The following is a 22,088-nucleotide window of genomic DNA, read 5'->3' on the forward strand; positions in this document are numbered from 1 at the left end:
GTGTACTAGGGCGCGTGGAACTTCTGCACTCGGGCAAGGTCCGGGACGTCTACGCCGACGGCGACGACCTGATCCTGGTCGCCTCCGACCGGATCTCGATCTACGACGTGGTGCTGCCGACCCCGGTGCCGGACAAGGGCCGCCTGCTCACCGCGCTGTCCCTGTGGTGGTTCGAGCAGCTCGCCGACCTGGTGCCGAACCACGTCGTCTCCGCCACGGACGTGCCGGCGGAGTTCGCCGGCCGGGCGATCCGCTGCCGGCGGCTGGAGATGGTCCCGGTCGAGTGCGTCGCGCGGGGCTACCTCACCGGCGGCGGCCTCGCCGAGTACGAGCGCACCGGCGCGGTCTCCGGCGTGCGGCTGCCCCGGGGCCTGGTCGAGGCGTCGATCCTGCCCGAGCCGATCTTCACCCCGTCGACGAAGGCCCCCAAGGGCGAGCACGACGAGCCGATCTCCTACGAGCAGGTGGTGGACAAGGTCGGCGCGGAGACCGCCGCGCGGCTGCGGCAGATCACCCTCGACATCTACTGCCGGGGCGCGGAGCTGGCCGCCGACCGGGGCATCCTGGTCGCCGACACCAAGATCGAGCTGGGCTGGGCGGCGGACGGCACCCTCGTCCTCGGCGACGAGGTGCTCACCTCCGACTCGTCGCGGTTCTGGCCGGCCGAGTCGTACCAGCCGGGCCGGGCCCAGTTCTCCTACGACAAGCAGTACGTCCGCGACTGGGCGACCGGCGGCGGCTGGGACAAGCGGCCCCCGGCCCCCGAGGTGCCCGCCGAGGTGATCGAGGCGACCCGGGCCCGCTACGTCGAGGTCTACGAGAAGCTCACCGGCCGCACCTGGTCCTGACGCCCGCCGGCCCGGTGCCGGGCCGACCGGTGCCGGGTCAGTCCACCCAGTCGAGGGTGCGCTGCACGGCCTTGCGCCACTGGCGCAGCTCCCGGTCCCGCTCGTCCGGGTCCATCGCGGCGGTCCACTGCGCGTCGGAGCGCCACTGGGCGCGCAGAGTGGCCAGGTCCGGCCAGAAGCCCACGGCGAGGCCCGCCGCGTACGCCGCGCCGAGGCAGGTCGTCTCCGTGATCCGGGAGCGGACCACCGGCACGTCCAGCACGTCGGCGAGGAACTGCATGAGCAGGCCGTTGGCGGTCATCCCGCCGTCGACCCGCAGCCGGCGCAGCGCCACGTCGGAGTCGGCGTTCATCGCGTCGACCACCTCGCGGGTCTGCCAGGCCGACGCCTCCAGCGCCGCCCGGGCCAGGTGCCCCTTGGTGATGTAGCCGGTGAGCCCGGCGACGACCCCGCGCGCGTCGCTGCGCCAGTGCGGGGCGAACAGCCCGGAGAACGCCGGCACCACGTAGCAGCCGCCGTTGTCGTCGACCGTGCGGGCCAGTTCCTCCACCTCGGCGGCGGTGGAGATCAGGCCGAGGTTGTCCCGCAGCCACTGCACCAGCGACCCGGTGACCGCGATCGCGCCCTCCAGCGCGTACACGGCGGGCTGCCCCTCGATCCGGTACGCGAGGGTGGTCAGCAGCCCGTGCGAGGAGATCACCGGGCTCGCGCCCGTGTTGAGCAGCAGGAAGCTGCCGGTGCCGTACGTGCACTTGGCCTCGCCCGGCTGGAAGCAGGTCTGCCCGAACAGGGCGGCCTGCTGGTCGCCGAGGGCGCTGGCCACCGGCACCCCGGCGAGCGGCCCGTCGGTGGCGGTGCCGTAGACCTCGGCCGAGCTGCGGATCTCGGGGAGCATCGCGGCCGGCACGCCGAGCGCGTCGAGCAGCTCCGGATCCCAGTCGAGGGTGTCCAGGCCCATCAGCATGGTGCGGCTCGCGTTCGTCACGTCGGTGACGTGTCGGCCGGTCAGCTTCCAGATCAGCCAGCTGTCCATGGTGCCGAACAGCACCTCGCCCCGCTCGGCCCGGCCGCGCAGCCCGTCGACGTTGTCCAGCAGCCAGCGCAGCTTCGGGCCCGCGAAGTAGGTGGCCAGCCGCAGCCCGGTGCGCTCGCACAGCCGCTGCTCGCCGTACGCCTCGTCGAGCGCGCGCAGCTGCGGCCCGGTGCGGGTGTCCTGCCAGACGATGGCGTTGGCGACCGGGCGGCCCGTGGCGCGGTCCCAGACGACGGTGGTCTCCCGCTGGTTGGTGATGCCGACGGCGGCGAGCCCCTCCGCGCCGGTGCCGGCCGCGTCGAGCGCCTCGCGGACGACGAGCCGCACGTTGTCCCAGATCTCCTCGGCGTCGTGCTCGACCCAGCCCGGCCGGGGGAAGATCTGCCGGTGCTCGCGCTGGGCCACGGAGACGATCTCCCCGGCCCGGTCGAAGACGAGGCACCGGGACGAGGTGGTGCCCTGGTCGATGGCGGCGACGTACTCTCCGGTCACCGCAGCACCGTACCCGCCCCGCCGCCGGTCCGCCGCCCACCGCCGCCCGGCCGGGCCCGGCGGGTCAGTCCGGGGCGCGCTCGCCGGCGTCGAGGGCCGGGGCGAGGGGCATGCCGATGCGGACCGTGGTGCCGGCCGGGCCGGTCTCGACGTCCATCGCGTCGCTCAGCTCCCGGGCCAGCCAGAGGCCCCAGCCGCCCGCGGTGTCGGGCGCGGGGCGGCTCCGGTCGTCGAGCCGCCGGGAGCTGATCCCCCGGCCGTGGTCGGCGACCTCGCAGACCAGCCGCCCCGGCTGGCGCCACAGCCGCAGCCACCCCCGCCCGCCGCCGTGCCGCACCGCGTTGGTGAGCAGCTCGTTGACGGCCAGCACGAAGTCGTCCAGCCGTTGCCCGCGCAGCCCGACGGCGTGCGCGCAGGAGGTGACCGAGTGCCGGAGCTCGGTCACCTGGGCCTGGTCGAAGGCTTCGGCGATCAGGAGGGTGGTGTCGATGGGCACAACCGTACGCCGTGTCGGTCGGGGCAGCCATGATCGTCCGCCGTTCCCGGGGCAGGTGGCGGCGGGTCGCCTCCCGCCCGACGGACGATCATGGCTGGGGAGGGGGCGTGTGGCATCGTGTCGGGGTGCCGTCGACGCCCGGTGGATTCGAGGTCCCGCTCTGGCGGGCCGTCGCGGTGTTCCGGTTCGCCGCCCTGGCGTACGTCGGCCTGATCGTCGCGCGCGACGCCCGCGGGTACGCCCATCCGTTGGTCGCCGGCGCCGTCCTGCTGGTGATGCTCGGCTGGACGGTGACCACGGCCCTCGGCTACGCCCGCCCCGCCCGACGGGGCTGGCCGCTGCTGGTCGCCGACCTCGCCGTCGTGGTCGGGGTGCTGCAGGTCAGCCCCTGGGCGGTCGGCCGGGCGGCCCTCGCGGCCGGCGCGCCCAGCCTCGCCGTGGTGTGGCTGGCCGGGCCGGTGCTCGCCTGGGCCGTCTCCGGCGGCCGGCGGCGCGGCACCGTGGCCGCGCTGGCGGTGTGCGCGGCCGACCTGGCGGCCCGGGAGCGGATCGGCCAGTCCGCCCTCACCGGCTGGATCCTGCTGCTGATGGCGGGGGCGGTGGTCGGCCACGTCGCCCGGCTGGCGGTGACCGCCGAGCAGCGGCTGCACCGGGCGGTGGAGCTGGAGGCGGCGACCCGGGAGCGGGAGCGGCTGGCCCGGGACATCCACGACTCGGTGCTCCAGGTGCTCGCGCTGGTGCAGCGGCGCGGCGCGCACCTGGACGGGGAGGCCGGCGAGCTGGCCCGGCTGGCGGGGGAGCAGGAGGCCGCCCTGCGCGCCCTGATCGCCGGGGCGGCACCCCCCGGCGACGCCGACCCGGCGGGGCAGGACACCCTCGACCTGCGTGCCCTGCTCGGCCGGTACGCCTCGGCTACGGTCTCGCTGTCGGCGCCGGCCACCGGCGTCCCGCTGCCCGCGCCGGTGGCCCGGGAACTGGCCGACGCGACCGGGGCGACGCTGGACAACGTGCGCCGGCACGCGGGTGGCCGGGCCTGGGTGCTCATCGAGGACGAGGGGGAGACGGTGACGGTCTCGGTACGCGACGAGGGCCCGGGCATCCCGGCGGGCCGGCTCGACGAGGCGGCGCGGCAGGGCCGGCTCGGGGTGGCGCAGTCGATCCGGGGCCGCGTCGCCGACCTGGGCGGCACGGTCACCATCACCTCCACGCCCGGCGCCGGCACCGAGGTCGAGCTGACCGTGCCGAGGACGCCCCGGTGAGCGCCGCCGACGCCCCGCCCCCGCCGACCGGCCCACGGTCGCCGGCCACCGGCCCGGACGCGCCCGCCGCGAACGCCCCGGCCGGCGTGCGGGTGATGGTGGTGGACGACCACCCGATGTGGCGGGAGGGGGTGGCCCGCGACCTCACCGAGGCCGGGCACCTCGTGGTCGCCACCAGCGGGGAGGGCCGCCAGGCCGTGCGGGTCGCCCCCGCCGCCCGGCCCGACCTGGTGGTGCTCGACCTGCAACTGCCGGACATCTCCGGGGTGGAGGTCATCCGGGGGCTGCGCGCGGCGCTGCCCGAGGTGCGGGTGCTGATGCTCTCGGCCAGCGGGGAGCAGCAGAGCGTCCTGGACGCGGTGAAGGCCGGCGCGACCGGCTACCTGGTGAAGTCGGCGGCCCCGGCCGAGTTCCTGGACGCGGTGCGCCGCACCGCCGCCGGCGAGCCGGTCTTCACCCCCGGCCTGGCCGGCCTCGTGCTCGGGGAGTTCCGCCGGCTCGCGGCGGGCGCGGGCGGTCCCGCCGCGAGCCGGGGCACCGCCGCGGTGGGCCGCCCCGCAGACGCGCCCCGGCTCACCGACCGCGAGACCGAGGTGCTGCGCCTGGTCGCCAAGGGGATGTCGTACAAGCAGATCGCCGAGCGGCTCGGGCTGTCCCACCGGACGGTGCAGAACCACGTGCAGAACACGCTCGGCAAGCTCCAGCTGCACAACCGGGTCGAGCTGACCCGCTACGCGATCGAGCGGGGCCTCGACGACTGACCCGCCCGGCCGGGCGCGCTGACCGCCGGGCCGGGAGCGGCGGGCCGGTCAGTGCGCGCCGGGCGGCCGGGTCTCGTGGATCGCCAGCTCCTCGGCGCTCGCCCCGCCGCCGGCGGACCCCGCGTCGTACGCGACGTTGTCGGTCTCCAGGTCGCTGTGCGCCCCCTCGTCCGGTTCCACCAGCCGGCCCACCTCGGCGTCGGCGACGCTGCCGAGCTGGCCGTGGTCGTAGATGGAGACGGGGGAGTGCGGGTCGGAGGTGGGGCCCGGGTCGATCACGTCGGCGTCGAGCTGTGCCTGGGCGGCGGCCTCCTCGCTGTCCGCCTCGGCCGCGATGTCCGGGTCGACCGGTCCGGCCAGCGGGTCGTCGGCGGGGCGCTCGAAGCTCTCCCGCTGGAGCTTGTAGTCCAGCGACTCGCCGTCGAGCTGCTCCTCGGCGGTGGTGCCGTACCGGTCCACCGCCACGGGCGTGCGGTCGCCGGGCAGCTGGGCCGGCGCCGGGCCGTCCGCCTCGCGACCGGTCTCGACGTCGTCGTTGGCCGTCGAGTCGTCGTCGGCGGTGTCGGGCAGGCCGTCGGCCTCCGGGTCGGAGACGGGGGTCGGGTACTCGTCGTCGCGCATGGCTGATCACTACCCACTGCCCACCGCCCGTAACCGATCCGCCCGCCGGTGTCCGGGCCGGCACGTGGGGACCGCTGGGGCGGCGGTGACAGGAGTCAGCCCGGGGTGCGCGCGAGGTCCAACACGGCCCAGACGAGCTTGCCGTCGGGCAGGAGGGTGCTGCCCCAGCGGCGGGCCACCGTGTCGATCAGCAGCAGTCCCCGACCGCCGGCCAGGTGCGGTGGGGTGACCCCGGTGTAGCGCGGCTGCCGCCGCGACTGGTCGCGTACGCCGAGGTGCAGCGTGCCGTCGCCGGGGGCCATCCGCAGGGTCATCGGGGTGCGCGCGTGCGCCACCACGTTGTTGACCATCTCGGTCACCGCGATGCAGCCCGCCTCGGCCAGAGCGCCGATCCCCCACCGGGCGCAGCCGTCGGTGACCAGCGCCCGGGCCTGCCGGGCCGCGCCGACGACCGGCGGCAGCGCGGTGGTGGTCGCCGCGGCCATCGGGGCGCGGGTCAGCGCCGCCTCCGCCTCCGCCAGGTTCGCGCAGACCGGCAGCCCCGGGCCGGCTGCCGCCCCGGTCGGGTCGACGACCAGCAGCCCCGCCGCCGGCCAGTCGGCGATCTCGCGGCGCACCTCGGCGAACAGCCCCCGGGCGGGGTCCGTCAGCCGCAGCCGGGTCAGGTCGACCACCACCGGGCCGGGGCGGTCGCAGAGCCGCACGAGCAGCGCGTCCCGGACGGCGGCGGTGCCGGCGGCGTCGAGCACCCCCGTCAGCCGGAGCACTCCGGACGACTCGTCCGTCTCCACCACGCAGCGCAGGTCGGTCGGCATGATCGTCCCATTGTGCGCCGTGGCGATGAACCGCGCATCCTGCCGGTCGGGGGAGTTCATCGGCGTTCCGTCCGGGACCGCCTGGCCCGGGCCGCCATCGTGCCGACCGCCGTGCCGGCCGCGGCGAGCCCGAAGGCCGTGGTCATCCGGACCAGTTGCCGCCGCCGGCCGTGCCACCCGCCGTCCCGCCGGGCGGCCGCGTCGGCGGCGAAGACGTTGCCGGCGCTGTCCGGCCGACCGGCGGGCCCGAACTGGGTGCGGTGGACATACCAGCCGAGGGCCCGTTCGGCCAGCGCGGGTGCCAGCCGCCACTGCGCGCCGAGCAGCCGGGCGGCGCCGCCGGCGTACGCCTCGCGGCGCGGCCGGCGCAGCACCCGGACGATGGTCTCGGCCACCAGCTCCGGCGGGTACACCGGTGGGGGCGGCACCAGCTCCCGCCCGGTGTGGTTGGCGGCGTGCCGGAAGAACGGGGTGTCGATGCTGGCCGGCAGCACCGTGCACACGGAGACGTTCCCCCGCCCGGTGAGCCGCAGCTCCTGCCGCACCGTGTCGGCCAGCCCCCGGATGCCGTGCTTGGTGGCGTTGTAGGCCGACTGGTAGGGCATCGCCACCTCGGCCAGCACGGAGGCGTTGTTGACCAGGACCCCGCCGCCGGCCGCCGCGAGGTACGGCAGGGCGGCCCGCATGCCGTGCACGGTGCCGAGCAGGTTCACCTCCAGCACCCGGCGGAACTCCCGCACCGGTATCTCGTCGAACAGCCCGACCGCGCTCACCGCCGCGTTGTTGATCCAGGCGTCGATCCGGCCGAACTCCTCCGCCGCGCGGGCGGCGAGGATCTCCACGGCGACCGGGTCCGTGACGTCCGTGGGCACGACGAGCGCCTGGCCGCCCAGCTCCCGGCACCGCGCCGCCACCCGCTCCAGGGCGTCCTCGCTGCGGGCCGCCAGCGCCACGGCCGCGCCCCGCCGGGCGAGGGCGTACGCGGTGGCGGTGCCGATGCCGCTGGAGGCGCCGGTGAGCACGACGACGGCGTCGTCGAGGGTGCGGGTCAGAGCCATTCCACGCCCGTACCCCCGTGGGCCCCGCTCATGCCGGCGGCCCGGACCGGATCGGCGGCCGGCGGCCCCGGCCCCGGCGGGGACTTGCCAGGTTTCGGCTCCGAGCAGCGCGGTTAATGGGACCCTCTGACCGGGAGGACCCACCAGCTCAACCAACCGCATGGAGGTGACCCATGCGCGTCGGCCTAGTGTGCGCGCACTCCGGCCCGTCGCGGCCCGCCGACGGACCGGTGGTCGGCACGCGCGAGCACATCGCGCGGGTCGCCGCCGAGCTGGCCGGGCGCGGCCACGACGTGCACGTCTACGAGCGCCGGGACGATCCCGCGCTGGCCGCCACGGCGGAGGTCGACGGCTACCGGGTGGAGCGGGTGCCGGTCGGCCCGGCCGCGCCGATGCCCACCGCCGAGCTGGTCGGGCACGTGTCGGAGTTCGGCCGGTGGCTGGCCGACCGGTGGGCCGGCGGGTGGTCCCCGGAGGTGGTGCACGGGCACTACTGGGTCGGCGGCCTGGCCGCCGCGCACGCGGTGCGCGAAACCGACATCCCCGTCGTGCAGACCTTCCACTCGCTCGGCGTGGAGCAGCTGCGCCACCTCGGCCCCGGCTACGACGGCCCCGGCACCCGCATCCCGCTGGAGCGGGCCCTGACCCGGGCGGTGGACATTGCGGTCGCCCAGTGCAACGACGAGGTCGACGAGCTGACCCGGATGGGGCTGCAACGCAGCTCGGTGGCGATGGTCCCCACCGGGGTGGACACCGACCAGTTCCACCCGGACGGCGAGGCGGCCCCGCGCGACCAGCGCTCGCGCATCCTCTCCGTGGGGGGCCTGACGCCCGGGCACGGCCACGACGACCTGATCCGGGCGATGCGGCTGGTCGGCGACGCCGAGCTGGTGATCGCCGGCGGCCCGCCGGCCGACCAGCTCGCCGGCCACGCCGAGGCGCGCCGCCTGCGCGAGCTGGCCGAGCGCACGGGGGTGGCCGAGCAGGTGACGCTGGTCGGCGCGGTGCCGCACGACCAGATGGCCACCTGGTACCGCTCGGCCGACGTGGTGGCCTGCACCCCGCACTACTCCTCCGCAGGCCGGGTCTCGCTGGAGGCGATGGCCTGCGGCGTGCCGGTCGTCGGGTACGCGATGGGCGGCATCGCCGACGCCGTCGTCGACGAGGTCACCGGGAAGCTGGTGCCGCCGGGCGACGTGCGGGCCCTCGGGATGACCCTGCGCCGGCTGCTCGCCGACAACGCGGGCCGGTTCGCGTACGGGCACGCCGCCGTGGACCGGGTCCGGTGCAGCTACACGTGGGAACGCACGGCCGGCGCGCTGGAGCGGCTCTACGAGCGGGTGGTGCTGCGGCGCAGGCCGGTCGAGGCGGCCTGATCACCGGCGGGGGCGGGCCGGTGCGCCGGCGGGGAGCATCCCCCGGGCGTGTTCCCGGGCCGCCACCTCGTGGTGGTGCTGCGGCTCGGCGTAGCGCGTCAGCCCGATGACCGCGGCCAGCGTGGCCAGGAAGCCGAGGGCGGCCAGCCACTCCCGGCCCGGCCAGATCTTGTCGTTGAGCAGGAGCAGCCCGACGATCGCGGCGGGCACCGCCCCGGCCGCGTCCATCGCGGCCACCGCCGCCGTGGTCGAGCCGCGCTGCATGGCCAGGCCGAGCAGGAGCTGACCGACCAGCGAGTGGGCCACCAGCAGGTAGAGCAGCGGGTCCCGGACGAACCCCTCCACGCTCGTCACGGCGGCCAGCGGGCGGGCGGCCACCGCCGCGGCGGAGAAGGCCAGCCCGGCCAGCGAGCCGAGCGCCACCGACCCGGGCGCGCCGTGCAGCCGTACCGCGAAGAAGCCGACCACGGCGATCACCCCGAGCGCCGCCGCCAGCGCGACCAGGCCGGCGGGCCCGAGCGGCCGGGACTGCGCCGGCTGCGCCGACAGCACCAGGCCGGTGACCCCGACGACGAGCAGCACCAGCAGCGCGACCTCGGCGGTGGGCAGCCGCCACTTGAGCACCAGCACGCCGAGGATCGCGGTCACCCCGAGCCCCGCCGCCACACTGGCCTGGACCAGGAACAGCGGCAGGTCCCGGCGGGCCAGGAAGGCCAGCACGAAGCCGCCGACCTGGCAGGCGAGGCCCACGAGGTACGTGCGGTGGCCGGCCAGCCGCAGCAGCAGCCCCGGGTCGAAGGTGTGGTGCACGGTGGTCCGCGCCGCGGCGACGGACTGGAGCAGGTTGGCGAAGCCGTACGCGACGATCATCGCCGCCAGGAAGCACCAACCGGAGGACACCACCTGGCGAGGATAGAGGCTGGCGGCGCTCAGCGCTCGGCCGGCCGACCCAGCCTCGCCAGGATGTCGGCGTGCAGCGGCCCGTTGCTGGCCACGGCGCTGTTCTCCACCGAGGCGTCGCCCCCCGGGGCGGGCCGCCCGGCCAGGTCGGTGAACGTCCCGCCCGCCTCGGTCACGATCGGCACCAGCGCGGCGACGTCCCACAGGGACAGTTCCGGCTCGACCATCACGTCCAGGGCCCCCTCGGCGAGCAGCATGTAGCCGTAGAAGTCGCCGTAGGCCCGGCTGCGCCAGGTGTCCCGCATGAGCTGGAGCACCGGCTCCAGCAGCCCGGCGGACTCCCACCCCGACAGTGACGAGTAGCAGAAGCTGGCGTCGGCGAGGCGGCCCACCGCCGACACCCGGATCGGCGTGCCGTGCGCGGCGTCCGGGCCGGCGTACGCCCCCGCGCCGAGCGCGCCCCACCAGCGGCGGCCCAGCGCCGGCGCGGAGACCAGCCCGAGCACCGGCCGGTCGCCCTCCAGCAAGGCGATCAGGGTGGCCCAGACGGGCACCCCCCGGACGAAGTTCTTGGTGCCGTCGATCGGGTCGACCACCCAGCGCCGCCCGCCCGGGGTGGCCGAGGGCTGCCCGCCGTACTCCTCGCCGAGCAGGCCGTCGCCGGGGCGGTGCGCCGCCAGCAGCGCCCGGATCTCCCGCTCCACGGCCGTGTCGGCGTCGGAGACCGGGGTCAGGTCCGGCTTCGCCTCCACCCGCAGGTCGAGGGCCCGGAACCGGGCCGTGGAGATGGCGTCCGCGGCGTCGGCGAGCAGGTGGGCGAGGGCGAGGTCGTCGGCGTACCCGGTCATGCCGCAAACGGTAGCGGCGGCCCGGTCACGCTCCTGTCGGCGGGTCGCCGGTCACGACCCTTCCAGCGGGTCGCCCGGGTTGCGCTGGTCGGGCTCGCGGCTGTCGCCCTCCCCGGACCGGGAGGCCAGCAGCCGGCGGTACGAGGCGAGCCGGCGCTCGTCGGCCTTGCCGGCGGCCACCCAGGCGTCCAGCGCGCAGTCGGCCTCCTCGGCGGTGTGCTGGCAGTTCGCCGGGCAGTCGACCGTGCCCTCCACCAGGTCGGGGAAGCCGTGCAGCAGGCTGTCGGCCGAGACGTGCGCCAGCCCGAAGCTGCGCACCCCCGGGGTGTCGACGATCCAGCCCGGGTCGGCGACGATGCCGGGGCGGGGCGGCAGCCGCAGCGCCACCGCGCTGGTCGAGGTGTGCCGGCCCCGGCCGATCGCGCTGACCACCCCGACCGCCCGGTCGGCGTCCGGGACGAGGCGGTTGACCAGCGTCGACTTGCCCACCCCGGAGTGGCCCACCAGGACCGACACCCGGCCGGCGAGCAGGTCGCGCAGCGCGTCGAGGTCGGCGTCGGGCCGCAGTAGCACGTACGGCAGCTCCAGCTCGGCGTAGTAGCCGAGCACCTGCTCCGGGCCGGCCAGGTCGGCCTTGGTGAGGCAGAGCAGCGGCTCGATGTCGGCGTCGTACGCGGCGACCAGGCAGCGGTCGATGAACCCGGTGCGCGGCGGCGGGTCGGCCAGCGCGCTGACGATGACGAGCTGGTCGGCGTTGGCCACCACGACCCGCTCCAGCCGCCCCTCGGCGGTGGTCTCGTCGTCGTCGGCGGTGCGCCGCAGCACCGAGGTGCGCTCGGCGATCCGGACGATGCGGGCCAGCGCGCCGGCCGCCCCGGAGGTGTCCCCGACCAGGCCCACCCGGTCGCCCACCACCACCGACTTGCGGCCCAGCTCCCGGGCCCGCATGGCGGTCACCAGCGGGGCGTCGGGGCCGGCGTCGGGCAGCACGCACGTGTAGCGGCCCCGGTCCACGGCGATGACGAAGCCGTCGACGGCGTCGGCGTGCCGGGGTCTCGTGCGGGTACGCGGGCGCGACGACCTCCCGGGCCGGACCCGTACGTCGTCCTCGTCGTACTCCCGCCGCTTCGTCGCCAGGACGCCCTCCGCCGTGTCAGCTCTCTCCGGTCACCATCGCCGACCATAGCCCGGGAAACTCCGGCATGGTCTTCGAGGTGCACGACACGTCGTCGAGCTCGATGCCGGGGACCGCCAGGCCGGTCACCGCGGCGGCGTGCGCCATCCGGTGGTCGTGGTACGTCCGGAACTGCCCGCCGTGCAGCGGCCGGGGCCGGATCTCCAGCCCGTCGGCCGACTCGGTGAGGTCGGCGCCGAGGCCGGTGAACTCGCGGGCGAGCGCGGCGATCCGGTCGGTCTCGTGCCCCCGGATGTGTGCCACGCCGGTGAACCGGGACGGCGAGTCGGCGAGCACGGCGAGCGCGGTCAGCGCTGGGGTCAGCTCGCTGACGTCGGAGAGGTCGGCCTCGATGCCGTGCACCACGCCGGTGCCGCGCACGGTCAGCCCGTCGGTGGTGAGGACCACCTCGCCGCCCATCCGGTGCAGCAGCGTGCGGAGCTGCTCGACGGGCTGGGCGCTGCTGCGCGGCCAGCCCCGCAACGTCACCTCGCCGCCGGTGACCAGCGCCGCGGCGAAGAACGGCACCGCGCCCGACAGGTCGGGCTCGATCTCCCAGCCCCGCCCGGTCAGCGGCCCCGGCTCGACGACCCAGACGTCGGGGGTGCCGTCGTCGACGGCCGCCCCGGCGGCCCGCAGCATCTGCACGGTCATCCGCAGGTGCGGCGCGGACGGCACCGGCGGGCCGACGTGCCGGACCACCACGCCCCGGTCGAAGCGCGGCGCGGCCAGCAGCAGGCCGGAGACGAGCTGGCTGGAGGCGGAGGCGTCGATGACCACCTCGCCGCCGGCCACGCTCCCGGTGCCGAACACGGTCAGCGGGAGGCTGCCGGTGGCCGGGGACTCGACCCGCACCCCGAGGGAGCGCAGCGCGTCGATCAGCGGGCCCAGCGGGCGGGTGCGGGCCTGCGGGTCGCCGTCGAAGGTGATCCGCCCCTCGGCGAGCCCGGCGACCGGGGGCACGAACCGCATGATGGTGCCGGCGAGGCCGACGTCGACGTGCGCCGGGCCGGCCAGCGGGTGGGGCCGGACCAGCCAGCGATCGTCGTCGGTGATCGACATGTGCGCGCCGAGGGCCCGCAGGCCGCCGGCCATCAGCTCGGTGTCGCGGGCGCGCAGCGGCCCGGCGATGGTGGAGGGGCCGCCGGCCAGGGCGCTGAGCACCAGCGCGCGGGCGGTCATCGACTTGGAGCCGGGCAGCCGCAGCGTGGCAACCACCGGGTCGGACGCGGTCGGAGCGGTCCACGGCCGCAGCGGCCGGGTCGCGGTCGTGTTCCCCACGGTCACATTCTGCCGTGCCCCGGCCGCCGCCCGACGGCCGCCGGGCGCGCTCCCGGTGGGCGGGACGGCCGTCCCGGGGCCGGGCCCGCGACCGGGGCGGCCTCCGGCGGGACAGCCGAACGCGGCCCGGGGCGTTAGCGTGTGCCCCATGTGCGGGAGGTACGCCACGACCCGGAGCGCGGTCGACCTGAGTGCCGTGTTCGAGTCGTCCGACGAGACGCAGGGCCGGGCCCGGTCGAGCCACAACGTCGCCCCCACGACGACCGTGCCGTTGGTGCGGCTCACGCCGGAGGGGCACCGCGCCCTGTCCGCCGGCCGCTGGGGCTTCCTGCCGCCCTGGTCGAAGTCGCCCGCCGCCGGGGCCCGCATGATCAACGCGCGGGCGGAGACGGTGGCCACCAGCCGGGCGTACGCGCCCGCGTTCGCCCGTCGGCGCTGCCTCGTCCCCGCCGACGGCTGGTACGAGTGGGTCCGGCTGCCCGAGGGCGGTCGGCAGCCCTACTTCATGACCCCGGCCGACTCGTCGGTGCTCGCCCTGGCGGGCATCTGGTCGGTCTGGGAGGGGCCCGCCGGGCCCGTGCTCACCTTCAGCGTGCTGACCACCGCCGCGGTGGGCGAGCTGGCCCGGGTGCACGAGCGGATGCCCCTGCTGCTGCCCCGGGACCGGTGGGCGTCCTGGCTGGGCCCGACCGACGAGCCGGCGGACCTGCTGACCCCGCCCGATCCCGGGTGGCTGGCGGGGCTGGAGATCCGGCCGGTCGGTTCGGCGGTCGGCAACGTCCGCAACGACGGGCCGGAGTTGATCACGCGGGTGCCCGCCCCGGCCGCCCCGGCCGACGAGGTGACGCTTTTCTGACAGTTGCCGGGGGCATTGTCGCGTGCTGATTTGCCAGAGTTGCGGGCGAATCGTCGGCCAAGCTTTTAGTCATCTTTACGGAAGACTCTTGTCCCGGTGTCTGAAAGTGCGATACAACACAGCGCCGGTAGTGGGTGACGATTCGTACGGTGCGAACGGCACTCATCGATCTTTCCGGTCCCACGGGGGAGGTGGGTGGATGACACGGGCGCGTATGCCCCGCCCGCACGAGGTGGCTGCCGCACGACGAGATCCGCGACTGTTGCGGGCGTTGCGTGAACGGCGGCAGGACGAAGCCTGGCGCACCAGAGGCACCTGCCAGAGCGTGGATCCGGAAACGTTCTTTCCGGCGCCCAACGAGCCGGCCGACGCGGCCGTCGCGCTCTGCCGCAGCTGTGACGTGCAGGGCTCGTGCCTGGCCTGGGCGCTGGAGGTCGGTGACTGCCACGGCGTGTGGGGCGGCACCACACCGCGCGAGCGCCGGGCCATGCTGGTCGCCTGGCGCAGCGAGGTCGACCCGAACCCGGACGCGGCCGACGAGGCCGGCCCGCCGGTGCGGGACCGGCTGCTCACCCTGGTCCCGCTGAGCTGACCGCCCCGGCCGTCCCGCCCCCCGGCAAGGGCGGGACGGCCGGCGGCGGTCCGACCAGGGCGGGGCGGCCGTGGTGCCCGCCTCCGGGCGGCGTCGGTGCGGTGCGCCGTCGGCTCGCGGCGGTGACCCGCAGAATGGGCCCGTGCGAGACGCGGACGAGATCGTCACCCCGCGCGGACCGGCCCGGGTCGACACCGACCTGCCCGCCGGCCCGCCACAGGCGCTGCTGGTGCTCGGGCACGGCGCGGGCGGTGACGTCGACGCGCCGGACCTGGGCGCGCTGCGGGACGCGGCGGCCCGCGCCGGGCTCGTCGTGTGCCGGGTGACCCAGCCCTACCGGGTCGCCGGCCGGCGCGCGCCGGCCCCCGCCGGGCACCTCGACGAGGCGTGGACGGCGGTCCTGGCCGAACTGCGCCGACGGCACCCCGCCGTGCCCGCGCTCGTGGTCGGTGGCCGGTCCAGCGGCGCCCGGGTGGCCTGCCGCACCGCGACCGCCGTCGGCGCGGACGCGGTGGTGGCCCTGGCGTTCCCGCTGCATCCGCCGGGTCGGCCGGAGCGCTCCCGGGCGGCGGAACTGGCCACCGGGCTGCCGACGCTGGTGGTCAACGGCGACCGGGACCCCTTCGGCGTGCCCGAGCCCGGCCCGGGGGTGCGGGTGGTGGTCCGGCCCGGCGAGCGGCACGACCTGGCCGGCGATCCGGCCGGGACGGCCGCGGTGGTCGTCGACTGGTTGCGCGCGCGGGGCTGGGCGTCGCCCTGACGGCCCCGGGCCGTGACCCGGGGCCGAACGCCTCGTTGTCTCCGATGGTGTCGGAGGCCCGGTCCGGGCGGCCGGCACCGTCCCTCCCAGGCCCTTCCTGGTCCCAGCGCCGACACCCGCCGGAGTCGGGGCCGGGACCAGGAACGGGGCCGGCGGGCCGGAATGCCGGGGCCCGCGCCCCGCGTTACCTCCCACGGAAGAGACTTCTGCTTCAGGGGGGTGTGACCGGTGCCGACCGAGACGCGGAGCCGGGAACGGGACGAACGGGAGGCGCAGCAGCTCAGGAAGCTGCTGGGCGGACCGGAATGGCCCGTGGTGGCGGGGCCGGTCGGGCCACGGTGGCCCGCAGTGGTGAGGACCAGCACACCGGCCGAAAGTGAATCTGCGGGCAGTGCCCGGCGCGTATCCTCGGCGGGAAAGCATCCGACGCGAGGGGATGTGCGGTTGACCACCGAGAAGACGGACGAGCGCAGGGCCCGCTTCGAGCGGGACGCGATGCCATTCGTCGACCAGCTCTACGCTGCCGGGCTGCGGATGACCCGCAACCCGGCGGATGCCGAGGACCTGGTCCAGGAGACGTACCTGAAGGCGTACGCGGCCTTCCACCAGTTCGAGCAGGGCACGAACCTGAAGGCCTGGCTGTACCGGATCCTGACCAACACCTACATCAACTCCTACCGCAAACGGCAGCGCCAGCCCATCCAGGCGCCGACCGAGGAGATCACCGACTGGCAGCTCGCCGAGGCCGAGTCGCACACCTCCAGCGGGCTGCGTTCGGCCGAGACCGAGGCGCTGGACCGGCTGCCGGACAGCGACGTCAAGGAGGCCCTCCAGCAGCTGCCGGAGGAGTTCCGCCTGGCGGTCTACCTCACCGACGTCGAGGGCTTCTCCTACAAGGAGGTGGCCGACATCATGGGCACGCCCATCGGCACGGTGATGTCGCGGTTGCACCGGGGTCGTCGTAATCTGCGCAAGCTGCTCGAGGGCTACGCCGCCGAGCGCGGTTTCAGCGCTGCGCGGTCCCCGAAGGGCTCGACCGCCGCCGCCGGCCGGGAGGTGTGACGTGAGCTGTGGGAAGCCGCACGAGACGGACTGCCGTGAGGTGCTCGCCGAGGTCTACCTCTACCTCGACCTGGAATGCGCCGAGGAGCGCCGCACGCTGATCCGGCGGCACCTCGACGAGTGCGGGCCGTGCCTGCGCGAGTACGGCCTGGAGCAGGAGGTGAAGGCGCTGGTGGCCCGCTGCTGCGGCAACGAGACCGCGCCCGAGCAGCTGCGCGAGCGGCTGCGGGTCCGCCTCACCGAGCTGGTGGTCTTCGAGACGAGCGAGTCCCGCGAGCTGGCCGACTGACGGCCGGTGCACCTGGACGTGCCGGTGGCCCGGGTCGAGTCCGACCCGGGCCACCGGCGTCTCCGGCCATGGCCGGCGAAGAGCACTGAGCGGTCGGCGGTCGCCCGCCGCGCGACTCAGGAGTTGGGGCGCTTGCCGTGGTTCGCGCTGCTCTTCTTCCGGGCCTTCTTCTTGCGGGCCTTCTTCGCCATGCTGACCTCCTCGGGTGCTGGTCGGTGTCCGCCGGCGGCGAGCGCGGCGGTGGTCGCGTACCGGTCGCCCGGTCACCCGGGGCCGACCCGCTGATGCTAGTGCGGCCTGCGGTGGCCGTGGTCCGCCGGGGCACCGTGGCGGGCCCGGTTCTCCGCCGACCGGCCCGGTTGCGGTGGCCCTCGCGACTGGTACCGCATGTCGAGGGCCGCCGACGCGCCCGCGACGGTCCGGCACGTGATTGGATACCGATCGCAGACACTGGCGGAAGAGGGAGGACCCGGAGATGGCCGACGAGATCCGCGCCGAGATGGTGGCGAACGTGTGGAAGGTCGTCGCGTCGGCCGGGGACACCGTGTCCGAGGGGGACACGCTGGTGATCCTGGAGTCGATGAAGATGGAGATCCCCGTCGTCGCCGAGTCCGACGGCGTCGTCCAGCAGCTCGTCGTCAACGAGGGTGACGTGGTGCAGGACGGTGACCTGATCGCGGTGATCGGTTGACCGGCCTGCGGGTCAGGCGGGCCACCCCGGCCGACTTCTCGGCGGTGGCCCGGCTGACCGTGGCCGCGTACGAGGCGGACGGTCAGCTCAAGGGCGAGCACGGCTACGGTGTGGTGCTCGCCGACGTGGCGACCCGGGCGGAGAGCGGCGAGGTGCTGGTCGCCGTCGACGGGGCCACCGGCGGGGTGCTCGGTTCGGTCACGTTCGTGCTGCCCGGCACCCCGTACGCCGAGCTCTCCGGCCCCGGCGAGGCCGAGTTCCGGATGCTGGCCGTGGACCCGGCGGCGCAGGGTCGAGGGGTCGGTGCGGCGCTGGTCGAGGCGTGCCTGTCCCGCGCCGCCGCGCGGGGCTGCTCGGCGGTGGTGATCTGCGTGCGCGGCGGGCTCGCCGAGGCCGCCCACCGGCTCTACGAGCGGCTGGGCTTCGTCCGCACGCCGGAGCGGGACTGGTCTCCGCTGCCCGGGGTGGACCTGCTCGGCCTGCGGCGGGAGCTGCCCGGCCCGAGCTGACCCGGCGCGCGGTCGGCCCGCCGCACCGGCTACGGACCCCGCCGCACCGGCCCTACGGACTGCGCCGACGAGAGCGCGGGGCCCGGCCGGACGGTGTCGGCTCAGCCGTCGGCGATGCGGGCGAGCAGCTCGTCGGCCACGTCCAGGGCGATCTTCCGCCGCTCCTCGTCGGTGACGCGCGGGGCGCGGATGGCGAACCAGCTGCTGTGTACGGCGAACAGCGACAGGGCGGCGCGCAGCTGGGCGGCGGGCGACTCGTCGCCCCGGGCCAGCGCGTCGGCCAGCCGGAACATCCGGTCGCGCATCTGCTGGCCGGCGGCGAGGCTCTTGAGCGCGGTCTGGTTCTGCTCGAAGAAACGCATCACCGAGGGCTGCTCGGTGGCGAACATGCTGTCGGCGTAGCGGGCGATCAGCTCGCGCCGCGTCGCCAGCGTGGAGGGCTGCTCGTCGGCCCAGGCGATCAGCGCGTCCATCCGGTCCAGCCGGTCCTCGACGAAGCTGCTGACGATCTCGTCCTTGCTCTTGAAGTGGTAGTAGAGGGCGGCCTTCGTCACATTCAGCCGCTCGGCGATCTCGCGCAGCGACGTCTTCTCGTAGCCCTGCTCGGTGAAGAGTTCGAGGGCCACGGCCTTGATGCGCTCCCGCGTGCCTGTGCTCTCTCTCACCCGAACCACCCAACTCGCTTGACGACCAGTTGCCAACCAACTTACCGTGCGGCTAGTAAGGTAACTAGCCGGCCGGCAAGTAAGTCGGTCACATCCCCGGGGGAGCTTACCGATGAGTCAGGAAGTCGAGGGCGCGGAGCGACGACCCAACATCCGGGTCGTCCTCTTCGGCCTCATGATCGCGATGATGCTCGCGATGCTCGACAACATGATCGTCAGCACCGCGCTGCCGCGCATCGTCGGCGAGTTCGGCGGGGTGGACCACTTCACCTGGGTCGTCACCGCGTACGTGCTGGGCACCACCGTCTCCACCCCGATCTGGGGCAAGCTCGGCGACCTCTACGGCCGCAAGGCGGTCTTCCTGACCTCCGTCGGCATCTTCCTGGTCGGCTCCGCGCTGTGCGGGATGGCCGGCTCCGGCGTGTTCGGCGGCGCCGACAGCGGCATGATCGAGCTGATCGCCTTCCGGGCCGTCCAGGGCCTCGGCGCGGGCGGCCTGATGGTCGGCGTGATGGCGATCATCGGCGACCTGGTCCCGCCCCGGGAGCGGGGCCGCTACCAGGGCATGATGGCCGGCATCATGGCCATCGCCATGGTCGCCGGGCCGCTGGTCGGCGGCTTCATCACCGACAACCTCTCATGGCGCTGGGCGTTCTACGTCAACCTGCCGCTCGGCGGCGTCGCGCTGCTGGTGCTCGCCACCACCATGCACCTGCCGAAGTACCGCACCGAGCACCGGATCGACTGGCTCGGCGCGGGGCTGCTCTCGGTCGGCATCACCGCGATCGTGCTGATCACCACCTGGGGCGGCAGCTCCTACGACTGGGCCTCGCCGCAGATCCTCGGCCTGTCCGCCCTGGCCCTGGTGAGCCTGGTCGTGTTCGGCTTCGTGGAGCGGCGCGCGGCGGAACCGATCCTGCCGCTGGGGCTGTTCGCCAACCGCAACTTCGCGCTGATCTCGATGATCGGCTTCCTGCTCGGCTTCGCCATGTTCGGGGCGATGAACTTCCTGCCGCTCTACCAGCAGACCGTGCAGGGGGCGTCGGCCACCAACAGCGGCCTGCTGCTGCTCCCGCTGATGTTCGGCATGCTGGTGGTCTCGCTGGTGGTCGGCCGGGCGATCACGAAGACCGGCCGCTACCGGATGTTCCCGATCGTCGGCGGCGTGGTGATGACCGTCGGCCTGGCCCTGCTGACCCGGCTCGACGTAGGCACCGGCAAGGCGGAGTCCTCGCTCTACATGATCGTCCTCGGCGTCGGCATGGGCTTCCTCATGCAGACCTCGATGCTGATCGCGCAGAACAGCGTCGAGCAGAAGGACCTCGGCGCGGCCAGCGGCGCGGCCACCTTCTTCCGCTCCATCGGCGGCTCGTTCGGCATCTCGCTGTTCGGCGCGATCTTCGCCAACCGGCTCGCCGACTCGCCCGCCGGGTCCGCGTTCAGCGGCGGGGGCGGCGAGGGCGGCCAGATCGACCTCGACAAGCTCAAGGAGCTGCCGGCGCAGGCCCGCGAGCTGGTGCTCGGCGGTCTCGCCGACGCCGTCTCGCACGTCTTCTGGTGGGCCGTGCTGTTCACCGTGCTGGTGCCGGTGCTGGCCTGGTTCATCCGGGAGATCCCGCTGCGCTCGACGAACGACGCCCCGCCGGCCGCCACGCCGGAGGAGCAGGCCGAGGCGGCCCTGGGCAAGGCCGCGGCGGTCTGACCCGGCGACGACCGCCCGCCCCGACCCCGGGGCGGGCGGCCCGGGTCCGCAGTGCCGCCGGGGCCGGCCTCAGCCCCGGCGGCGGGTGAGGCGGTCCCAGAGGCGGCGCAGCCGGCCCGGTCGGGACCGGCCCGCCGCCGGGCCGGAGATCAGCTCGCCGGCCAGCGCGGCCGTCTCCGGGTCGAGGGCCGGGGTGGCCAGCGCCAGGTACGCCAGCGAGACCGCGATCGGCACGCTCCGGTCCCGGGCCACCGCCGCCGCGTCGGCGAGCCGATCGGCCACCACGCCGGCCACGTCCTCGCGGACCGAGGGGTCCACCCAGGCGGCGGTGACCAGGGCGAACAGGGCCGCCTCGGTGATCCAGTCCTCCACCCCCCAGACCAGCTCGACCAGCGTCCGGCGGCGGGTGGAGGACGGCCACGGCTCGTCCGTGCGGTGGTGCAGCAGGCCCAGGCACGCCCACACCTGCACGCAGCGCACCCAGAGCGACGGGTCCTGCCCCGCCAGCACCCGGCCCAGCCCGGTCGGTGGGGCCGCGGGCGGGTGCACCAGCAGCCCGAGCAGGTCGGGCAGCCCCAGCGTGGCCAGGCCGACCGCCGCGTCGTACGCCGCCGGGGGGTGCGGCCACGCCGGGTGGGCGAGCTGCCGGATGCGGTCCGCCGCCTCGGCCGAGGGTGCCGGCACCGCCGGGGCGGCGACGGTGCCGTCCCAGCGCCACAGCGGCCGGTCGGTGGCCCGGCGGGGCTCGCGCGGATCCGGCTCGGCCACCTCCGCCACCTCGACCCGCAGGCCGGGCGCGGCCGCCGCCACGGTACGCAGGGCGCTCGGCGGCTCCAGCGTCTCCAGCCGTACGGTCGCGCCGAGGGCGTCCTGCTCGGCGGCCAGGGCATGGCGCAGCACGGCGACCGCCGCCCCGGCGGCCGGGGTGACCTGACCCAGCCACGGCCGGCTGCGGCAGCACTCGGCGAGGTCGCCGTGCTCGTGCGAGTCGTCGGGATGGTCGCGGACGAAGTCGGCCAGCGCCACCAGGTGCGCCACGTCGCCGTCGCGCTGGAAGCGCAGCCGGTGCGCGGTGTGCACGGCGCAGTCGAAGGCAGGGTTCCGGGCGAGGGCGCGGTCGGTCCACTCCAGGGCCTCGTCGAGCCGGCCGGTGTCGGCCAGCGTGCCGGCGATGTCGGCGTAGACGGCGAGGTCGTCCGGGTCGTGGTCGACGGCCCGGCCGAGCGCGGCGAGGGCCTCGCGGGTGCGGCCGGCGCTGCGGTACGCGTACCCGAGCCAGACCTCGCCGAGCTTCGACGGGCGCACCCGTACGCCCCGGCTCGCCCAGCGGACCGCCAGGGTGACCTCGCCGAGGCGCCGGGCCAGCGCGGACGCCGCGCCCAGCAGCAGGGCGTGCTCGGGATGGACGGTGACCGCGTTGCGGGCCAGGGTGAGGTACGGCGTCAGGGGCGCCCGGTCGGCGCGCGGCACCGGGTCGGGCGTGGCGGCGCACACCTGCATCAGCACCTGGGCGATGCCCTCCGGGTCGAGCCGCTCGGGCAACTCCGGGGCCGTCACCCAGGGCACCCCGGCCCAGTCGGCGGTGCGGTCGTGCCCAGTGGCGGCGGCCAGCAGCTCCAGCCCCTCGGCGGGCCGCCCCGCCGCGGCGAGCAGGTGCGCCCGGGCCACCACCGTGCCGACGAAGGCGCGCTGGTGCAGGGGGAACAGGTCGACGCCGCCGCCGCTGACAGCGGCCAGCCGGGCCAGCGTCTCGTGCGCCTCGGGCAGGGTGGGCGACCGGGTCAGCGCGCCGGCGACGTGCCCGGCGGCGTGCGCCAGGTCACCCTCGTCCAGCGCGAGCCGGGCCAGGGCCAGCTCCTCCTCCGCCGACAGCGGGGGATCGTCCCTTCCCTCGGACACGTGGGCCTCTCGGTGGTAGGTGCGGGTGGCCGGGCGGCGGATGCGTCCCCCGTCGCAGTGTCGCCGGGCCGGGCAAGCGTAGGTGATGTTGGCTCGGCTTG

General features: G+C 75.6%; 24 protein-coding genes. 12 read left to right on the forward strand and 12 right to left on the reverse strand.

Going from position 1 to position 22,088, the window contains the following annotated elements; translation table 11 throughout:
* The first annotated feature begins 14 nt into the window (after window positions 1-14).
* Entirely contained in the window at window positions 15-848 is an 834-nt protein-coding gene (locus TK50_RS19995) for a phosphoribosylaminoimidazolesuccinocarboxamide synthase (protein ID WP_043965862.1), read from the forward strand.
* Between the two features lie 37 nt (window positions 849-885).
* Here TK50_RS19995 and glpK read toward each other — a convergent pair whose 3' ends face one another.
* Window positions 886-2,373 carry a glycerol kinase GlpK gene (glpK, locus tag TK50_RS20000; protein WP_043965864.1) on the reverse strand — a complete coding sequence of 496 codons (1,488 nt, stop codon included), beginning with the start codon at window positions 2,371-2,373 and terminating at the stop codon, window positions 886-888.
* 64 nt (window positions 2,374-2,437) lie between these two features.
* Entirely contained in the window at window positions 2,438-2,896 is a 459-nt protein-coding gene (locus tag TK50_RS20005) for an ATP-binding protein (protein WP_043965866.1), read from the reverse strand.
* A gap of 80 nt (window positions 2,897-2,976) precedes the next feature.
* Here TK50_RS20005 and macS point away from each other — a divergent pair, with 80 nt between their 5' ends.
* On the forward strand, window positions 2,977-4,128 hold the full coding sequence (gene macS, locus TK50_RS20010; protein WP_422119950.1) for a MacS family sensor histidine kinase: 1,152 nt from the start codon (window positions 2,977-2,979) through the stop codon (window positions 4,126-4,128).
* Window positions 4,129-4,223: 95 nt separating this feature from the next.
* Complete coding sequence (locus TK50_RS20015; protein ID WP_043966561.1) at window positions 4,224-4,889, forward strand: response regulator; 666 nt, start codon at window positions 4,224-4,226, stop codon at window positions 4,887-4,889.
* A gap of 48 nt (window positions 4,890-4,937) precedes the next feature.
* Here the strand turns inward: TK50_RS20015 and TK50_RS20020 are convergent, their stop codons facing one another.
* The 3 genes from TK50_RS20020 to TK50_RS20030 form a co-directional block, all read right to left on the reverse strand.
* Window positions 4,938-5,510 carry a DUF5709 domain-containing protein gene (locus tag TK50_RS20020; RefSeq protein WP_043965868.1) on the reverse strand — a complete coding sequence of 191 codons (573 nt, stop codon included), beginning with the start codon at window positions 5,508-5,510 and terminating at the stop codon, window positions 4,938-4,940.
* A 95-nt stretch (window positions 5,511-5,605) separates the two neighbouring features.
* On the reverse strand, window positions 5,606-6,385 hold the full coding sequence (locus tag TK50_RS20025; RefSeq protein WP_043965870.1) for an ATP-binding protein: 780 nt from the start codon (window positions 6,383-6,385) through the stop codon (window positions 5,606-5,608).
* Window positions 6,382-7,383 (reverse strand): SDR family oxidoreductase, encoded by a 1,002-nt coding sequence (locus TK50_RS20030; RefSeq protein ID WP_043965872.1) that lies wholly within the window; start codon window positions 7,381-7,383, stop codon window positions 6,382-6,384. The genes TK50_RS20025 and TK50_RS20030 overlap by 4 nt, the downstream gene beginning before the upstream one ends.
* Window positions 7,384-7,556: 173 nt before the next feature.
* Between TK50_RS20030 and TK50_RS20035 the strand changes: the two genes are divergently transcribed.
* The gene (locus TK50_RS20035) at window positions 7,557-8,759 is read left to right on the forward strand and encodes a glycosyltransferase (protein ID WP_043965874.1); all 1,203 of its coding nucleotides are present in this window, start codon (window positions 7,557-7,559) and stop codon (window positions 8,757-8,759) included.
* Here the strand turns inward: TK50_RS20035 and TK50_RS20040 are convergent, their stop codons facing one another.
* From TK50_RS20040 to aroA, 4 genes are all read right to left on the reverse strand, one after another.
* A complete protein-coding gene (locus tag TK50_RS20040; RefSeq protein WP_343450993.1) occupies window positions 8,760-9,629 on the reverse strand; it encodes a hypothetical protein in 870 nt (289 codons plus the stop codon). It lies immediately after the preceding gene.
* Between the two features lie 59 nt (window positions 9,630-9,688).
* On the reverse strand, window positions 9,689-10,507 hold the full coding sequence (gene hisN / locus TK50_RS20045; RefSeq protein WP_043965876.1) for a histidinol-phosphatase: 819 nt from the start codon (window positions 10,505-10,507) through the stop codon (window positions 9,689-9,691).
* A 51-nt stretch (window positions 10,508-10,558) separates the two neighbouring features.
* On the reverse strand, window positions 10,559-11,497 hold the full coding sequence (gene rsgA / locus TK50_RS20050; RefSeq protein WP_043966562.1) for a ribosome small subunit-dependent GTPase A: 939 nt from the start codon (window positions 11,495-11,497) through the stop codon (window positions 10,559-10,561).
* A gap of 163 nt (window positions 11,498-11,660) precedes the next feature.
* Window positions 11,661-12,962: a 3-phosphoshikimate 1-carboxyvinyltransferase gene (gene aroA, locus TK50_RS20055; RefSeq protein ID WP_043966563.1), complete on the reverse strand. Its 1,302-nt coding sequence runs from the start codon at window positions 12,960-12,962 to the stop codon at window positions 11,661-11,663.
* Between the two features lie 148 nt (window positions 12,963-13,110).
* Here aroA and TK50_RS20060 point away from each other — a divergent pair, with 148 nt between their 5' ends.
* From TK50_RS20060 to rsrA, 5 genes are all read left to right on the forward strand, one after another.
* Window positions 13,111-13,818, forward strand: coding sequence for an SOS response-associated peptidase (locus tag TK50_RS20060; protein ID WP_043965877.1), 708 nt, complete (start codon window positions 13,111-13,113; stop codon window positions 13,816-13,818).
* A gap of 199 nt (window positions 13,819-14,017) precedes the next feature.
* Entirely contained in the window at window positions 14,018-14,410 is a 393-nt protein-coding gene (locus TK50_RS20065) for a WhiB family transcriptional regulator (RefSeq protein WP_043965878.1), read from the forward strand.
* A 142-nt stretch (window positions 14,411-14,552) separates the two neighbouring features.
* Window positions 14,553-15,170, forward strand: a complete 618-nt coding sequence (locus TK50_RS20070; RefSeq protein ID WP_043965879.1) for an alpha/beta hydrolase family protein — start codon at window positions 14,553-14,555, stop codon at window positions 15,168-15,170.
* Window positions 15,171-15,398: 228 nt separating this feature from the next.
* On the forward strand, window positions 15,399-16,232 hold the full coding sequence (locus tag TK50_RS20075; protein ID WP_043965881.1) for a sigma-70 family RNA polymerase sigma factor: 834 nt from the start codon (window positions 15,399-15,401) through the stop codon (window positions 16,230-16,232).
* 1 nt (window position 16,233) lies between these two features.
* Complete coding sequence (gene rsrA, locus TK50_RS20080; RefSeq protein WP_043965884.1) at window positions 16,234-16,521, forward strand: mycothiol system anti-sigma-R factor; 288 nt, start codon at window positions 16,234-16,236, stop codon at window positions 16,519-16,521.
* Between the two features lie 116 nt (window positions 16,522-16,637).
* Here rsrA and TK50_RS35730 read toward each other — a convergent pair whose 3' ends face one another.
* Window positions 16,638-16,712: a 50S ribosomal protein bL37 gene (locus tag TK50_RS35730; RefSeq protein ID WP_369752275.1), complete on the reverse strand. Its 75-nt coding sequence runs from the start codon at window positions 16,710-16,712 to the stop codon at window positions 16,638-16,640.
* 284 nt (window positions 16,713-16,996) lie between these two features.
* Here TK50_RS35730 and TK50_RS20090 point away from each other — a divergent pair, with 284 nt between their 5' ends.
* Together TK50_RS20090 and TK50_RS20095 are read left to right on the forward strand one after the other, a co-directional pair.
* Window positions 16,997-17,212 carry a biotin/lipoyl-binding carrier protein gene (locus TK50_RS20090; protein ID WP_043965886.1) on the forward strand — a complete coding sequence of 72 codons (216 nt, stop codon included), beginning with the start codon at window positions 16,997-16,999 and terminating at the stop codon, window positions 17,210-17,212.
* Entirely contained in the window at window positions 17,209-17,721 is a 513-nt protein-coding gene (locus TK50_RS20095; protein WP_043965889.1) for a GNAT family N-acetyltransferase, read from the forward strand. Before TK50_RS20090 ends, TK50_RS20095 begins: the two co-directional genes overlap by 4 nt.
* A 101-nt stretch (window positions 17,722-17,822) precedes the next feature.
* Here the strand turns inward: TK50_RS20095 and TK50_RS20100 are convergent, their stop codons facing one another.
* Complete coding sequence (locus tag TK50_RS20100; RefSeq protein WP_043965891.1) at window positions 17,823-18,386, reverse strand: TetR/AcrR family transcriptional regulator; 564 nt, start codon at window positions 18,384-18,386, stop codon at window positions 17,823-17,825.
* Between the two features lie 112 nt (window positions 18,387-18,498).
* Here TK50_RS20100 and TK50_RS20105 point away from each other — a divergent pair, with 112 nt between their 5' ends.
* Window positions 18,499-20,088 carry an MDR family MFS transporter gene (locus tag TK50_RS20105; protein WP_043965893.1) on the forward strand — a complete coding sequence of 530 codons (1,590 nt, stop codon included), beginning with the start codon at window positions 18,499-18,501 and terminating at the stop codon, window positions 20,086-20,088.
* Between the two features lie 69 nt (window positions 20,089-20,157).
* On the opposite strand, the gene TK50_RS20110 is transcribed toward TK50_RS20105, so the two are convergent.
* Entirely contained in the window at window positions 20,158-21,987 is a 1,830-nt protein-coding gene (locus TK50_RS20110; RefSeq protein ID WP_043965896.1) for a tetratricopeptide repeat protein, read from the reverse strand.
* Window positions 21,988-22,088: the final 101 nt, after the last annotated feature.

Origin of the sequence: Micromonospora haikouensis, assembly GCF_000876225.1 — a bacterium.
Lineage (GTDB): Bacteria > Actinomycetota > Actinomycetes > Mycobacteriales > Micromonosporaceae > Micromonospora > Micromonospora haikouensis.